General features: G+C 60.8%; 13 protein-coding genes. 5 read left to right on the plus strand and 8 right to left on the minus strand.

The features are described from left to right. Nucleotides 1–30 precede the first annotated feature (30 nt). The 6 genes from TRIHO_RS12905 to TRIHO_RS12930 all read right to left on the minus strand — a co-directional run bounded on the left by TRIHO_RS12905 (nucleotide 31) and on the right by TRIHO_RS12930 (nucleotide 5,779). Nucleotides 31–1,071 (minus strand): substrate-binding domain-containing protein, encoded by a 1,041-nt coding sequence (locus TRIHO_RS12905; RefSeq protein WP_068244240.1) that lies wholly within the window; start codon nucleotides 1,069–1,071, stop codon nucleotides 31–33. A 313-nt stretch (nucleotides 1,072–1,384) separates the two neighbouring features. Beyond that, the gene (locus TRIHO_RS12910; RefSeq protein ID WP_068244243.1) at nucleotides 1,385–2,425 is read right to left on the minus strand and encodes a sensor histidine kinase; all 1,041 of its coding nucleotides are present in this window, start codon (nucleotides 2,423–2,425) and stop codon (nucleotides 1,385–1,387) included. A gap of 74 nt (nucleotides 2,426–2,499) precedes the next feature. Continuing rightward, a complete protein-coding gene (locus TRIHO_RS12915) occupies nucleotides 2,500–3,657 on the minus strand; it encodes a trans-sulfuration enzyme family protein (RefSeq protein WP_068244459.1) in 1,158 nt (385 codons plus the stop codon). A 26-nt stretch (nucleotides 3,658–3,683) separates the two neighbouring features. Then, nucleotides 3,684–4,205, minus strand: a complete 522-nt coding sequence (locus TRIHO_RS12920; RefSeq protein WP_068244245.1) for a gamma carbonic anhydrase family protein — start codon at nucleotides 4,203–4,205, stop codon at nucleotides 3,684–3,686. Further along, entirely contained in the window at nucleotides 4,202–4,867 is a 666-nt protein-coding gene (gmk, locus tag TRIHO_RS12925) for a guanylate kinase (RefSeq protein WP_068244248.1), read from the minus strand. The genes TRIHO_RS12920 and gmk overlap by 4 nt, the downstream gene beginning before the upstream one ends. A 15-nt stretch (nucleotides 4,868–4,882) precedes the next feature. After that, on the minus strand, nucleotides 4,883–5,779 hold the full coding sequence (locus TRIHO_RS12930; RefSeq protein WP_068244251.1) for a YicC/YloC family endoribonuclease: 897 nt from the start codon (nucleotides 5,777–5,779) through the stop codon (nucleotides 4,883–4,885). A 245-nt stretch (nucleotides 5,780–6,024) separates the two neighbouring features. Here TRIHO_RS12930 and TRIHO_RS12935 point away from each other — a divergent pair, with 245 nt between their 5' ends. After that, nucleotides 6,025–6,984 (plus strand): PAS domain-containing protein, encoded by a 960-nt coding sequence (locus TRIHO_RS12935; RefSeq protein ID WP_068244253.1) that lies wholly within the window; start codon nucleotides 6,025–6,027, stop codon nucleotides 6,982–6,984. A gap of 228 nt (nucleotides 6,985–7,212) precedes the next feature. On the opposite strand, the gene TRIHO_RS12940 is transcribed toward TRIHO_RS12935, so the two are convergent. Next, a complete protein-coding gene (locus TRIHO_RS12940) occupies nucleotides 7,213–8,583 on the minus strand; it encodes a class II 3-deoxy-7-phosphoheptulonate synthase (RefSeq protein WP_068244255.1) in 1,371 nt (456 codons plus the stop codon). Between the two features lie 199 nt (nucleotides 8,584–8,782). On the opposite strand from TRIHO_RS12940, the gene TRIHO_RS12945 reads away from it, so the two are divergent. After that, on the plus strand, nucleotides 8,783–9,787 hold the full coding sequence (locus tag TRIHO_RS12945; RefSeq protein WP_068244258.1) for a GlxA family transcriptional regulator: 1,005 nt from the start codon (nucleotides 8,783–8,785) through the stop codon (nucleotides 9,785–9,787). A 27-nt stretch (nucleotides 9,788–9,814) separates the two neighbouring features. On the opposite strand, the gene TRIHO_RS12950 is transcribed toward TRIHO_RS12945, so the two are convergent. Further along, nucleotides 9,815–10,921, minus strand: coding sequence for a PQQ-dependent sugar dehydrogenase (locus TRIHO_RS12950; RefSeq protein ID WP_068244462.1), 1,107 nt, complete (start codon nucleotides 10,919–10,921; stop codon nucleotides 9,815–9,817). Between the two features lie 137 nt (nucleotides 10,922–11,058). Here TRIHO_RS12950 and TRIHO_RS12955 point away from each other — a divergent pair, with 137 nt between their 5' ends. From TRIHO_RS12955 to TRIHO_RS12965, 3 genes are all read left to right on the plus strand, one after another. Then, nucleotides 11,059–12,252 (plus strand): ABC transporter substrate-binding protein, encoded by a 1,194-nt coding sequence (locus TRIHO_RS12955; RefSeq protein WP_068244261.1) that lies wholly within the window; start codon nucleotides 11,059–11,061, stop codon nucleotides 12,250–12,252. 108 nt (nucleotides 12,253–12,360) lie between these two features. Continuing rightward, complete coding sequence (locus tag TRIHO_RS12960; protein WP_068244264.1) at nucleotides 12,361–13,152, plus strand: ABC transporter ATP-binding protein; 792 nt, start codon at nucleotides 12,361–12,363, stop codon at nucleotides 13,150–13,152. Then, a complete protein-coding gene (locus tag TRIHO_RS12965) occupies nucleotides 13,149–13,862 on the plus strand; it encodes an ABC transporter ATP-binding protein (protein ID WP_068244267.1) in 714 nt (237 codons plus the stop codon). Before TRIHO_RS12960 ends, TRIHO_RS12965 begins: the two co-directional genes overlap by 4 nt.

The raw sequence follows: 13,862 nt of genomic DNA on the forward strand, positions 1-13,862 counted from the left end.
CCCCGGCCGGAAAAACCTTGCGCGGGGCTCTTAGGAGTTGCCGCCCATGGTTGCTTCTGCTGCAACAGCTTCCTGGGTTTTTGCCAGTTCCGGGTCAGAAACGAGGCCATACTCGGCCAGCGGGCCGTCGGGGCCTGCAACCTCATCAGAGATGAAGAACTCAGCATATTCTTTCAGGCCGGGGATCACGCCGATGTGGGCTTTCTTGACGTAGAAGAACAGCGGGCGGGACACCGGGTATTCGCCGGTCGAGATGGACTCGGTGGAGGGAACAACGCCGGACATGGTCGCAACCTGCAGCTTGTCGGTGTTGTTCTCGTAGAAGGCCAGACCAAAGACGCCGATGCCATCCTTGTTGGATTCGATGCGGGCCAGGGTCTCGGTGTAGTCGCCGTCGATGTCGACAGACACGCCATCGGTGCGCAGGGCGATACAGGCTTTTTCTGCTGCATCTTCGTCGCCGCCGTTGGCCGCGGTGAAGGCTTCGAGCGCGCCGGTTTCTTCACAGCCGGTCAGGATGACCTTCTCTTCGAACACTTCACGGGTGCCGTGCTTGGTGCCGGGCACGAAGGCCTGGATCGGCTGGGCCGGGAAGTCGGCGTTGACTTCGTTCCAGGTTTTGTTCGGGTTGGCAACCAGTTCACCGTCGACAACGATCTGGTCGGACAGCGCCAGGAACCAGTCGGACGGGGTGAATTCGAAACCGTTGCCGTTGATGTCGGAGGCGAAAACGATGCCATCGTAGCCGATGCGGACTTCGATGATGTCGGTCACGCCGGCGTCGGCGCAGGCTTTGATCTCTTTTTCGCGGATCGCGCGGGAGGCGTTTGCAATGTCGATGGTGTTTTCGCCAACACCTTCACAGAAACGCTTCAGGCCTGCGGAAGAGCCACCGGATTCAACAACCGGTGTCGGGAAGTCGAAGTTCTCGCCGAAGGCTTCGGCAACGATGGAAGCATAGGGCAGTACGGTGGAGGACCCAGCAACCTGCACCTGGTCACGTGCAGCTGCTGCAGTGGCAGAAACGGCTGCGATTGCCAGGGTGGATGCGGTCAGTTTCACAAAGGACATGTAAGTCTCCATGAGTTTAAGAAGTTTACGATCACCCCCAAGATGATCTTGCGCCCCTCCTAGAAGGCTCAGGTGTGCCTTTTGTGACAGTCATGTAACAGTTATATGACGAAGGGCCTGTCTGGCTGTGAAAAAACCGAAATAGTTGCGCTGGCTTTATTTTCGCCGCTTGAAACCGCTGGATCGGGTGCCAGCGGGCCGGTTTTGCGTTGGTAAAGCTTAACAGCGTGTAACAGAGGCCGGTTGGGGCAGTTGGTCACAAACCCACAACTGCTGTTGGTTTTTATGGAGTCTGACGCGGCGGCGACTGCGGCTATTGCGGCAGGATGACGGTGAAGGTCGCGCCCTGCCCCAGATCGCTCTCCACCCGCAGCCGGCCGCGATGGCGGTTGATGATGTGTTTCACAATCGCAAGACCAAGCCCGGTGCCCCCCAATTCGCGCGACCGATGATTGTCGGCGCGATAGAACCGCTCTGTCAGGCGCGGCAGATGGACCGGGTCGATGCCGGGGCCATCGTCGATCACCTGCACCCGCACGGCGGCGCAACGCAGCGCCGGGTCGCGGTCCAGAACCGTCAGTACGACGCTGACGGTCTCGCCGCCATATTTCAGGGCATTCTCGATCAGGTTGGTAAAGACCTGCTGGATCTGATCGGGGTCGGCGGGGATCTCGACAGGAATGGAGGGCGCGTCCAGCACCAGCGCGGTGCCCCCCGCCTGCGCCAGAGGCTCCAGCGATTTGATAGTGGATTTCAGATGTTCGACCAGATCGACCCGTTCCTTGGGGCGCACGCGTTCTTCGCTCTCGACCCGGTTCAGGGACAAAAGATCGCCGACCAGCCGGTTCATCCGGCTCGCTTCGCCTTCCATGATGGCCAGAAACCGGTCGCGCGCATCGGCGTCGTCGCGGGCCGCACCGCGCAGGGTTTCGATGAACCCCATCAACGCCGTCAACGGTGTGCGCAGTTCGTGGCTGACATTGGCGACGAAATCCCGCCGCATCTGGCTGGCCTGTTCGCGGTCGGTGATGTCGGTGAAACAGACCAGGACCGCGCCACCCTTGACCGCACCGACACCCGCGACATAGCGCAGGGCCACCTCAAACGTGGTGTCCTGCGCGCCGTCGTTGGACAGATGGCGGGCAAACCGGGGCTGCCGGTCAAGCAGGCTGTTCTCGATCGCGGTGGTGACACTGGGCTGGCGCAGGATGGTCGCAAAGTGGCGCCCGACGATCTGCGGCCCCAGCAAAGTGGCCCCCTCGACGTTGACGGCAATGAACCGCTCTGTCTGATCCACCATGACGGCGGGCAGCGGAATAGCGGCCAGAACCCCTTCGATCAGTTCCTGCGACATGTATTTGCCCTGTGTTTGCCCGGTGCTTGCCCAGTGTTTCTTGTGGTAACGGCCTGTCTAGCTCGCAATTGTAACTATGACGTGGCAGCCGCAACCGCCTGGACAAAGATCGCGCAGAGCGCGTCGGGATCCTCCAGCCCGACCGATACGCGAAAGAACCCTTCGTGCAGGCCGAGGCGCGCGCGGTGGTCCGCGGTCAGCGCGCGGTGGGACGAGGAGGCCGGATGGGACAGGGTGGTGCCGACATCGCCCAAAGTCGGGGCAAAGGACAGACCTTCTGCCGCGCGGGTAAAGGCGTTGGCGGCGTCGCGCCCACCATTCAGTTCAAAGCTGACCATATTGCAGCCCCGGCCCTGCAACAGGTCGGCCGCGCGGGCGTGGTCGGGGTGGTCGGTCCGGTTGGGATAGATCACGCGCTTGACCCCCGGCAGCGCTGCCAGACAATCGGCCAGACGCGCGGCTGTCGCCTCGGCCCGATCAAACCGCAGATCAAAGGACAACAGACCCCGTTCCGCCAGCCAACAGTCAAAGGGGCTGCCGGTCATGCCGGTGGTCACACAGAACACCCGCATCCGGTCGTTCAGCGCTGGGTCCTTGGCAACCACATAGCCCAGCATCACATCGGAATGGCCCGCAAGCAGTTTGGTGACCGAGTGGATGACAATATCCGCGCCATGTTCAAAAGGCCGGAACGCGCGCGGGGTGGTGAAGGTATTGTCGACGACCATCAGCAGGTCATGTTCGCGGCACAGGGCCGCGATGCCGGCGATATCCGCCACGGCCAGCGTCGGGTTGGAGACGGCCTCCACCAGGATCATCCGGGTTTCGGGGCGGATCGCGGCGCGCATTGCCGCCACATCGCCGGGATTGGCCAGCGAGGTTTCGATCCCGAGCCGCGGCAGGTCTTCCTTCATCAGGCGCAGGGAGCGGCCATACAGCTGGTCGCCACCGATGACGTGATCGCCTGTTTTCAACAGGCCCAACAGAACCGCAGACACGGCGGCCATGCCGGATCCGGTCACAACGCCGCCGGTCGCACCTTCCATGTCATCAAGTCGGCGCGCGATCACATCGGCGTTGGGGTGACCCTCACGCGAGTAGGTATAGCCATGCACGCGACCTTCGTACTGGTCGTCCAGCGCATCCGGTGTTTCTGAGGCATAAACAACCGATGGGCTGAGTGGTGTCACCACGGGATGGCTTGCGCTCTCGGGCAGACCATGAGGGCGCATGACAGAGGGGCGGGAATTTTTCACGTTCAGATCTCCTTCAGCTCCGCTTTGAAGCGGCGCATGTTGTCCTGATAATGCAGCGCGCTTGCGGTCAGCTTGGCTGCCAGCGCTGCGTCCACCTCGCGGACGACCTTGCCGGGGGCGCCCATGACGAGAGAATTATCAGGTATCACTTTGTTTTCGGTGATCAGAGCGCCCGCTCCGATCAGACAGTTTTTACCAATCCTGGCACCGTTGAGCACCGTCGCCCCCATGCCGATCAGGCTGTTGTCGCCGATGGTGCAGCCATGCAGCATGACCTTGTGACCGATGGTGCAGTTCTCACCGATGGTCAGAGGAAAGCCTGCATCAATGTGCATCACCACGTTTTCCTGCACGTTCGACCCGCGCCCGATGCGGATTTCCTCGTGATCGGCGCGGATGGTGGTGCCGAACCAGACAGAGGCGCCGGCCTCCAGCACGACCTGGCCGATCAGGTGGACGCCTGGCGCAATCCAGGTGTCGGGGTCGATTGTCGGGCGGTGATCGCCAAGCGCGTATAGGGTCATGACAGGTCGTCGAACTCCTCTTGCAGGCGGCGGGCGTGGTCGATCAGGGTCGGCTGCTGAATACGGCGCAGGCGGGTGGCTCTGATGATCGTGCGCAGCTGCTCTTCGGTCTCATCAAGGTTTTCGTTGATCAGCACGTGATCATAGGAGCCCCAATGCGAGATCTCGTCCCAGCTTTTTTGCATCCGGCGCTGGATGGTTTCGGCGTCATCCTGACCGCGCCCTTCCAGTCGGCGGCGCAATTCGGTGATCGAAGGCGGCAGCAGAAAGATCGACAGCGTGTGTTTGCCCAGATCGGAGTTGGTGATCTGCTGGGCCCCCTGCCAGTCGATGTCGAACAGCACATCGCGCCCGGCATTGATTGCCTGCTGAATGGGGCCTTTGGGCGAGCCGTAGAAGTTGCCGAAAACATGCGCATGTTCCAGCATCTCGCCATGGGCCACATCGTGTTTGAACGACTCGACCGAGACAAAATTGTAATCCTGCCCGTCGACCTCGCCCGGCCGCGGTTTGCGGGTCGTGGCCGAGACTGAGAAACTGATGTCCTCGTCCCAGGCGCGCAGCCGCTTGGCCAGCGTCGATTTGCCAGCGCCAGACGGCGACGAAAGGATAATGAGAAGACCGCGTCGTTGCGGGCGGGGCTGGCCCTGCGAAGTCACCATGAGAGGTATCGCTCCTTATTCGATGTTCTGGACCTGCTCGCGCATCTGGTCGATCACGGTTTTGAGTTCCAAACCGACGTCGGTCAAGGCTGCGTTCTGTGCTTTTGAACACAGTGTGTTGGCCTCGCGGTTGAATTCCTGCATCAGGAAATCCAGCTTGCGCCCGACCGCGCCGCCTGCCGCCAGCAGATCCCGCACCGCGATGACATGCGCGTTGAGCCGGTCCAGCTCTTCGGTGACATCCGATTTCACCGCGATCAGCGCCAGTTCCTGGGCCACACGGTCCGGGTCCGCCCCGGTGCCGTTCTGCAGAACCTTGGCCAGATTGGCCTTCAGCGTGGTTTCGACCTGCGGGCGACGGGCAGCTGCGCGCTGGGCGGCGGTTGCGCAGAGTGCTTCGACCTGATCCAGCTGGGCGGTCAGAACAGCATGAAGCGCCGCCCCCTCGCTCTGCCGCATCTTAACGAAGTCGTCCAAAAGTGAGTCGAATTCGGATAGGAGGGTTTTGACCAGGGGGGCGCTGTCCTGCTCGGGCGTTGACATCTCCAGGACCCCCCGCATCCCGAGAATATCGGTGGCGCGCACGGCGGCCAGTGGCACTCCGGCGCGTTCAGCCAGGAGCTGCGTCTGGGTGATCGCGGCCAAGGCCTGGTCCAGGGCGGCCGGGTTGATCTGCATCTGACCCTTGCTGTCTTCTGCCCGGCTCAGCCGAATCCCGATCGAGACATTGCCGCGCCCCAGCCGCTTCGATGTTCTGGATTTCAGTTCTGTTTCAAGACCTTCCAGCCAGTCCGGAACCCGGACGCGTATGTCCAGCCCCTTGGCGTTGACCGATCTGAGATCCCAGCTCCAGCTTGATCCGCCCTCTGCGCCCTGCCCCGAGGCAAAGGCTGTCATGGAATGCAATGTCATCTATGACCCTCCTGTATCCTGAATACAGACCACCCGGGTTGGGTCAATGGGTCCCGATGCGGGATCTGGACCAAAGGTGCGGCGGACCTATACCAAAGTGTTAACCATTGCTTAAAGTATTGGTCCAAAGTTGAGTTAGATTGTGTCATGTTAACTCCACGGTAACCAGATCGGCGTTAACCCTTGGAGAAGATCTCCTGCCAGGGTGCGGTGCCAAGAACCGGATGCAGCAGAGGACGAGACAGATGATTTTTCGCGGTCACAATGACGCAGAGAGCAAGACAGGACAGGACAAGGTGGTAGCTATGGATCGCTTTCGCAGCCGTTCGAACATGTCGCCGTTGCGTCAGGCCGAGGCCTATTGGTCTGCACTGCGCCGCGGTGATGAAATCCCGAGCCGGTCGCAGGTCGACCCGCGGGGGCTGGAAAACATCCTCAGCCAGACGTTCATTCTGGAACGTGTCGCCCCCGGCATTGCGCGGTTCCGTCTGGCCGGTCAGAAGGTCAACGAACTGGCAGGCATGGAAGTGCGCGGCATGCCGCTGACGGCCTTCTTCACCGCCGACTCCCGCAAGGAAGTGAGCGCGGCGCTGGAGCATATGTTCACTGACCCGTCGATCATCGAGCTGGAGCTGAAAACCGAAGCCACCCGTCTGCGCGGCAGCCGGTCCGCGCGTATCATCCTGCTGCCGCTGCGCAGCGATCTGGGCGATGTCAGCCGGGCGCTGGGCGTGATGGTCTACGAAGGTGGCGCGAGCCGTGTGTCGCAGCGTTTCAACGTTGAAACATGCACCATTCGCCAGGTGGGCAAGGCCCCGGCCGATCAGGGCCGTTTTTCTGAGGTGAAGGCCCCGCCGCGCATTGCCGATCCAAGCCTGCGTGACCTGCCCCGTCGCGATCTGTCTGCCAAGAGCCCCCGCCCGACCGAAGGTTTTGCGGAATCCCGCCCCGCCTTTGAGCGTAAATCGACCAGCCTGATGGAAGAGGCACGCTCGCTTCTGGAGCGGGCGCGTCGCGAAAACGACGCCGCGTTGAAATCCGCCCGGACACCGGCATCGCACCGGGCTGAGGCCGACCGCAAGGCGCCTGTCACGTTGGAAACCGTGTCGACCACGGATGCCGCGAAACTGGTGTCGCGTCCGCCCCGCGGTGGTAAACTGAAGCCGGCTGCGTCGCACCTGCGTTTGGTCGTCTCGCGGGACTGATCGTTAAAATTCTATTCGAACTCTCTTCGAATACATATAAGTTTCAACCTACTGGACATAGCAGTTGAAGTATTGACGCCCGGGTGCAGAACGCCCCGGGCGTTCTTTTTTGTCGCGCGATCTGGCGCCAATCGAACCAGGTATTTCCGATGAGCATAACAAAACGGCCCGCAAAAGACGGGCCGTTTCAAAGGAAGTTCCAAAGGCGTTTCCGCCGGATTCACGGGATCAGATCGCCGCGCGATCCTCGTTCGGGCTGCGCAATTGCGACAGCTCCTCGGCGACGAGGAAGGCCAGTTCCAGCGACTGGCTGGCATTCAGGCGCGGATCGCAAGCGGTGTGGTAGCGGTCGCTCAGGTCCTCTTCGGTGACGTCGCGCACACCGCCGGTACATTCGGTCACGTCCTGGCCTGTCATCTCGAAATGCACACCGCCTGGCACGGTGCCCTCGGACTGATGCACGCCAAAGAAATCACGCACCTCGCGCAGGACGGAATCAAAGGGGCGCGTCTTGTAGCCGGTGGCCGATTTGATCGTGTTGCCATGCATCGGATCGCAAACCCAGGTGACCTTGGCGCCCTCTTCCTTGACCGCCTTGACCAGGCGCGGCAAATGCTCGGCTGCCTTGCCGGCGCCAAAGCGGGCGATCAGCGTCAACTTGCCCTCTTCGTTGGCCGGATTGAGCTTTTTCATCAGGACCTTGAGGTCCTCTGCGGTGGTGGTTGGCCCGCATTTCAGGCCGATCGGGTTCAACACACCGCTACAGAATTCCACATGGGCCCCATCGGGCTGACGGGTTCGGTCGCCGATCCAGATCATGTGACCAGAGCCGGCCAGCCATTTGCCAGAGGTCGAATCCAGCCGGGTCAGCGCTTCTTCATACTCCAGCAGAAGGCCTTCGTGGCTGGTGTAGAACTCAACCGATTGCAGGGTGTGGGCGGTCTCTGTGGTCACCCCGGCCGCCTTCATGAAGTCGAGCGTATCGGTGATCCGGTTGGCCATCTCGCGGTAGGCTTCGGCCTTTTCGCTCTCGGTAAAGCCGAGCGTCCAGGAATGGACCTGGTGCACATCCGCATAACCGCCGGTGGAAAAGGCGCGCAGCAGGTTCAGGGTTGCCGCGGCCTGGGTATAGGCCTGCAGCATCTTTTTCGGATCGGGAATGCGGGCTTCGGCCGTGAAGGGCAAATCATTGATGATGTCGCCCCGATAGCTGGGCAGCTCCACCCCGTTGACGGTTTCGGTCGGCGCGGAGCGGGGTTTGGCAAATTGGCCGGCCATGCGGCCGACTTTGACCACCGGAACCTTGGCGCCATAGGTCAGAACCATCGCCATTTGCAGCATCACCTTGAAGGTATCGCGAATGCCATCGGCGCTGAACTGTTCAAAGCTCTCGGCGCAGTCGCCGCCTTGCAGCAAAAACGCCTCGCCCCGGCCGGCGGCCCCCAACTGCGCCTTGAGACGGCGGGCCTCGCCGGCAAAAACCAGTGGCGGGTATTTGGACAATTGCGCTTCGACAGACTGCAGCGCGTCCTGATCCGTATAATCCGGCATCTGGACCCGCGGCTTGTTCCGCCAGTTCGTTTTCTGCCAATCGCTCATGGTTTTCGCTCCGAAAATGACTTTGAAACCCGGTTTTACGAAAGAAGCGTATATAGAAGAGCGCTAACAGTGGCCAGTTTAGAATTTCGACATCTTGACCCGGCTGCGAAGCTGTGAGCAGGGTTTCAAATTCGCGACCGTGCGTCGCGTGGCTTTTGAACACCGTCTATGAAGACCCCGTTTTGTAAGGACCCGAGCCATGCAAGCCAAGCCAGAGGCCCCTCCTGCACTGAGCTCAGGTAGTAAACATCGCCGGTTTGCGTTTGTTCTGCTGGACCAATTCACGCTTCTTTGTTTCTCCGCTGCGATGGAATCACTGCGGATCGCAAACCGCATGGCCGGGCGCGAGCTTTACTCCTGGAAACTTCTGGGGGAAGGCGGCGACACGGTGACCTGCTCTGCCGGGACCGTTTTTCACGTCGATTCCGATCTGGAAGAGCTGCTGCGGGACGATACCATCATGCTGTGTGGCGGGATCGAGGTGCAGAAGGCGACCACCAAGCGGGTTCTGTCCTGGCTGCGCCGCGAGTCCCGCAAGGGGCTGATTATCGGCGGCCTGTGCACGGCGTCTTATACGCTGGCCAAGGCAGGGCTGCTTGATGGCAAACGCGCGACCATTCACTGGGAGAACTCCGACAGTTTCGACGAGGAATTTGAAGATGTGGATCTGACCAAATCCGTTTTTGTGATCGACGGCAACCGGATGTCGACGGCTGGCGGCACCTCTTCCATCGACCTGATGCTGAAGATCATCGCGGATGACCATGGCGAAGAGCTTGCCAATCTGGTGGCGGATCAGCTGATTTACTCTTCGATCCGGACCGACCAGGATACTCAGCGCCTGTCCATTCCGACCCGCATCGGGGTGCGGCATCCGAAATTGTCGATGGTCATCCAGATGATGGAAAGCAACATCGAAGAACCGATCAGCCCCTCGGTCCTGGCCGAGGATGTGGGCATGTCGACGCGGCAGTTGGAACGGCTGTTTCGCCGCTACCTCAACCGCAGCCCCAAGCGATACTATATGGAGCTGCGGCTGCAAAAGGCGCGCAATCTGTTGATGCAGACGGATATGAGTGTGATCAACGTCGCCCTGGCCTGTGGCTTTGCCTCGCCGTCGCATTTTTCGAAATGCTATCGCGCCCATTATGACACCACGCCCTACCGTGAACGCGGCAGCAAAGGTGTGCGCCACGAGGCCTGACGGGGACCGTTCTATCGCCGGTTGTGGCTATTCGGGGGTGATCCTGAACAGGGCGCCTTCGTTCTCTGACGCGAACCAGATGGCGCCGTCGGGGCCCTCGCGCAGATCACGAACACGACCGGTTTCAGGTGATTTCAGACGCTCTGATTCTTGCAACGGTGTGCCGGAAAGCCTTGAGATGAAATCAAATTTCAGGGAGCCGACAAAGATGTCGCCGCGCCACTCCGGCCAGAGCTTGCCCGAGTAGATCAGCATCCCCGAGGGCGCGATCGAGGGGTCCCAGTACCAGGCGGGCTGCTCCATCCCCGGTTTCGACGTGCCCTCGCCGATCTTGCGCCCGGAATAATGCTCTCCGTATGAAATCACCGGCCAGCCGTAATTTGCGCCCTTCTGGATCAGATTGACCTCATCGCCGCCCTTGGCGCCATGTTCAACCGCCCAGATCCGCCCCTCTGCATCCATCGCCAGCCCCTGCGGATTGCGATGACCATAAGACCAGACGGCCGGGCGCGCCTGGGCCGTGGCGACAAATGGATTGTCTGCGGGAATGCCGCCATCTGGCAAAATCCGAATGATCGATCCCTGTTCGCGCGACAGATCCTGCGCGCTTTGCCGGTCGCCGCGCTCGCCGAGGCTGACATAAAGGCTGCCGTCCTGCGCCTCGACCAGACGGGAGCCGAAATGCTGCCCGCCGCGCGCGCCTTTGGTTGCTTCAAAAATAACCGTCAAGTCATTGAGTGATTTGTTGTCTTCGCTCAGGCGCGCGCGGGCCACGGCTGTGCCAGCACCACGACCTTGGGCCTTGGCGAAGGTGAAATAGACTGTGCGGCTGTCGGCAAAATCGTGGGCGGCGCGCACATCCAAAAGGCCCCCTTGCCCCACGTCGTCGACCTCGGGCGCGCCTGACACCGGCGCTTTGCGCCCGTCGGTCACAAACCAGAGCTGCCCCCTGCGTTCGGTCACCAACAGGTCGCCGCCGAGCAGAAAGGTGAACCCCCAGGGCCCCTCCAGGCCATCCACCATCTTTTGCACGTGCAACCTGCCCTGACTGCTGTCGAGTGCGGAGGCCGGAACGGACAGGCTGAGAAGGCTCCAGAGGGTGGTTATCGCTATGGTTGCGAGACGCGGTATCATTGATTTGTCCTTTTCAGCTTGGGCGTTGGTGACGCAGCTCCGCACCGCAAAAAGCAGCACGGAACACTCTTCCCTTTCCTGCGGGGCTTGCATAGGCTCCCTGTCGAACAAGATTGTTCCAACATGGGAGTTTTCAAATGAAAAAACTGCTGACCGCGACCGCAGTCGTCGCGCTAACAGCCGGTTCCGCCTTTGCCGGGGGCCACGCCACAGAAGTGAAACTGGGCGTTCTGCTCGGCTTTACCGGACCGATTGAATCCCTTGCGCCTGCCATGGGCTCCGGTGCCGAGCTGGCGATGGCTGAGGTGACCGAGTCGGGCAAGCTGCTGGACGCCGCCAAGGTGACCCCGCTGCGGGCCGACACCGGCTGTATCGACAATGGTCTTGCGACGGCAAACGGTGAAAAACTGCTGGCGGACGGTGCAAATGGCATCATCGGTGGCGACTGTTCCGGCGTGACCGGCGCAATCCTGCAAAACGTGGCGATCCCGAACGGCATGGTGATGATTTCGCCCTCCGCCACCTCGCCCGGTTTGTCGACCATGGACGACAACGGCCTGTTCTTCCGGACGGCGCCGTCCGATGCCCGCGAAGGTCAGGTGATGGCAGAGATCCTCAAGGATCGCGGCATCGATTCCATCGCGCTGACCTACACCAACAACGACTACGGCAAGGGTCTGGCTGATGCCATTCAATCCTCGTTCGAGGCCGTTGGTGGCGAAGTGACCATCGTCACCGCGCATGAAGACGGCAAAGGCGACTATTCCGCCGAAGTCGCGGCCCTTGCTTCGGCCGGGGGCGATATCCTCGTGGTGGCGGGCTACCTCGATCAGGGTGGGCTTGGCATCATTCAGGGCGCGCTGGACACCGGCGCGTTTGACACATTCGGGCTTCCGGGTGGCATGATCGGCGACTCGCTTCCTGCCAATGTCGGCTCCGATCTGGATGGCTCCTTTGGTCAGATCGCCGGATCGGACAGCGAAGGCGCGGAAATCTATGCCAAGATGGCCGCGGATGCGGGTTTTGACGGAACGTCTGCCTATTCGCCGGAATCCTATGATGCGGCGGCGCTGTTCCTGCTGGCCATGCAGGCGGCAGGCTCGATGGATCCGGCGGAATACGGCGCCAAGATCATGGATGTGGCCAATGCCCCCGGCGAGCCGATCAACCCCGGTGAACTGGGCAAGGCGCTGGACATCCTCGCCGCTGGCGGTGAGATCGACTACCAAGGGGCCACGGGTGTCGAGCTGATCGGCCCGGGCGAAAGCGCCGGCTCCTATCGCGAGATCGAAGTCAAGGACGGCAAAAACGCCACGGTGTCCTTCCGCTAAGGCGGCACGGTTCGAGATCGAAACTGATCAGCCCGGGAGCCTCAGCGCCCCGGGCTGTTCCAAATTAAGAACAGTCGCCAACAAACGCGCGACAAGGGATAAAATGACATGATCGTCGTCGAGGACCTGCACAAGCACTTCGGCGGATTCCATGCGGTGGACGGCGCTTCGCTGACCATCAAAAAGGGATCCATCACCGGTTTGATCGGACCAAATGGTGCAGGTAAAACCACGCTTTTCAACGTCGTAGCGGGCGTTCTTCCTCCGACATCCGGTCGGGTTCTGATGGAGGGCGAGGACATCACCGGCCTGGCCCCGCATGAGCTGTTTCACAAGGGGCTTTTGCGCACCTTTCAGATCGCGCATGAGTTTTCGTCGATGACCTGCCGCGAGAACCTGATGATGGTTCCGGGCCATCAATCGGGCGAAACCCTGTGGAACACATGGTTTGGACGCAAGCGGATCGCCGAAGAAGAACGCGCCCTCAGAGCCAAGGCGGATGAGGTCCTGGAATTCCTCACCATCAGCCATATTGCGGACCTCAAGGCAGGTGAAATTTCCGGCGGTCAGAAGAAGCTGCTGGAACTCGGGCGCACCATGATGGTCGATGCCAAGATCGTTTTTCTGGATGAGGTCGGCGCCGGCGTCAACAGAACCCTGCTCTACACGATTGCCGATGCCATCAAACGTCTGAACGAAGAACGTGGCTATACCTTTGTCGTGATCGAACACGACATGGAATTTATCGACCGGCTTTGTGATCCCGTGATCGTGATGGCCGAGGGCCGCAAGCTCGCCGAAGGCACGCTGGACGAGATCAAGGCGAACGAGCATGTCATCGAAGCATACTTGGGTACTGGATTGAAAAATAAAAACAAAACATCAGGGGGCAGCCAATGAGCGAACCCTTTCTAATCGGTGACCGCATGACCGGGGGCTATGGCAAGGGGCCGGATATCCTGCATGATTGCACCATCGCAGTGAACCCGGGTGAGATCGCCGTGATTGTCGGACCCAACGGGGCTGGGAAATCCACAGCGATGAAGGCGGCCTTTGGCATGTTGACCCTGCGCGGCGGCTCCGTGCGGCTGGCCGGGGAAGACATCACCCACCTCAGCCCGCAGGACCGTGTCGTCAAGGGCATGGGGTTCGTGCCGCAATCCAGCAATATCTTCACCTCGATGACGGTAGAGGAAAATCTGGAAATGGGCGCCTTTATTCGGCGCGATGACTTTTCCGAAACCATGGAACAGGTCTATCACCTCTTTCCGATCCTGAAGGAAAAACGCAACCAGGCCGCAGGTGAACTTTCGGGCGGGCAGCGCCAGCAGGTGGCAGTGGGGCGCGCGTTGATGACCAAACCCAAGGTTTTGATGCTGGACGAGCCGACCGCCGGCGTATCGCCGATTGTCATGGACGAGCTGTTCGACCGCATTATCGAAGTGGCGCGCACCGGACTGCCGATCCTGATGGTCGAACAGAACGCCAAACAAGCCCTTGAGATCGCAGACAAAGGCTATGTTCTGGTGCAGGGGCGCAATGCCTTTACCGGCACGGGGCAAGAGCTTCTGACCGATCCCGATGTGCGCAAATCCTTTCTGGGGGGCTGA

This window comes from Tritonibacter horizontis, assembly GCF_001518015.1.
Taxonomy (GTDB): Bacteria; Pseudomonadota; Alphaproteobacteria; order Rhodobacterales; family Rhodobacteraceae; genus Epibacterium; species Epibacterium horizontis.

Excerpts from the sequence above, each read along its gene's own strand:
- TRIHO_RS12960 (WP_068244264.1), top strand. The coding sequence starts at position 12,361 with ATGATCGTCGTCGAGGACCTGCACAAGCACTTCGGCGGATTCCATGCG.
- TRIHO_RS12955 (WP_068244261.1), top strand. The coding sequence starts at position 11,059 with ATGAAAAAACTGCTGACCGCGACCGCAGTCGTCGCGCTAACAGCCGGT.
- gmk (WP_068244248.1), bottom strand. The coding sequence starts at position 4,867 with ATGGTGACTTCGCAGGGCCAGCCCCGCCCGCAACGACGCGGTCTTCTC.
- TRIHO_RS12910 (WP_068244243.1), bottom strand. The coding sequence starts at position 2,425 with ATGTCGCAGGAACTGATCGAAGGGGTTCTGGCCGCTATTCCGCTGCCC.
- TRIHO_RS12930 (WP_068244251.1), bottom strand. The coding sequence starts at position 5,779 with ATGACATTGCATTCCATGACAGCCTTTGCCTCGGGGCAGGGCGCAGAG.
- TRIHO_RS12945 (WP_068244258.1), top strand. The coding sequence starts at position 8,783 with ATGCAAGCCAAGCCAGAGGCCCCTCCTGCACTGAGCTCAGGTAGTAAA.
- TRIHO_RS12940 (WP_068244255.1), bottom strand. The coding sequence starts at position 8,583 with ATGAGCGATTGGCAGAAAACGAACTGGCGGAACAAGCCGCGGGTCCAG.
- TRIHO_RS12915 (WP_068244459.1), bottom strand. The coding sequence starts at position 3,657 with ATGCGCCCTCATGGTCTGCCCGAGAGCGCAAGCCATCCCGTGGTGACA.
- TRIHO_RS12950 (WP_068244462.1), bottom strand. The coding sequence starts at position 10,921 with ATGATACCGCGTCTCGCAACCATAGCGATAACCACCCTCTGGAGCCTT.
- TRIHO_RS12935 (WP_068244253.1), top strand. The coding sequence starts at position 6,025 with ATGATTTTTCGCGGTCACAATGACGCAGAGAGCAAGACAGGACAGGAC.
- TRIHO_RS12965 (WP_068244267.1), top strand. The coding sequence starts at position 13,149 with ATGAGCGAACCCTTTCTAATCGGTGACCGCATGACCGGGGGCTATGGC.
- TRIHO_RS12920 (WP_068244245.1), bottom strand. The coding sequence starts at position 4,205 with ATGACCCTATACGCGCTTGGCGATCACCGCCCGACAATCGACCCCGAC.
- TRIHO_RS12905 (WP_068244240.1), bottom strand. The coding sequence starts at position 1,071 with ATGTCCTTTGTGAAACTGACCGCATCCACCCTGGCAATCGCAGCCGTT.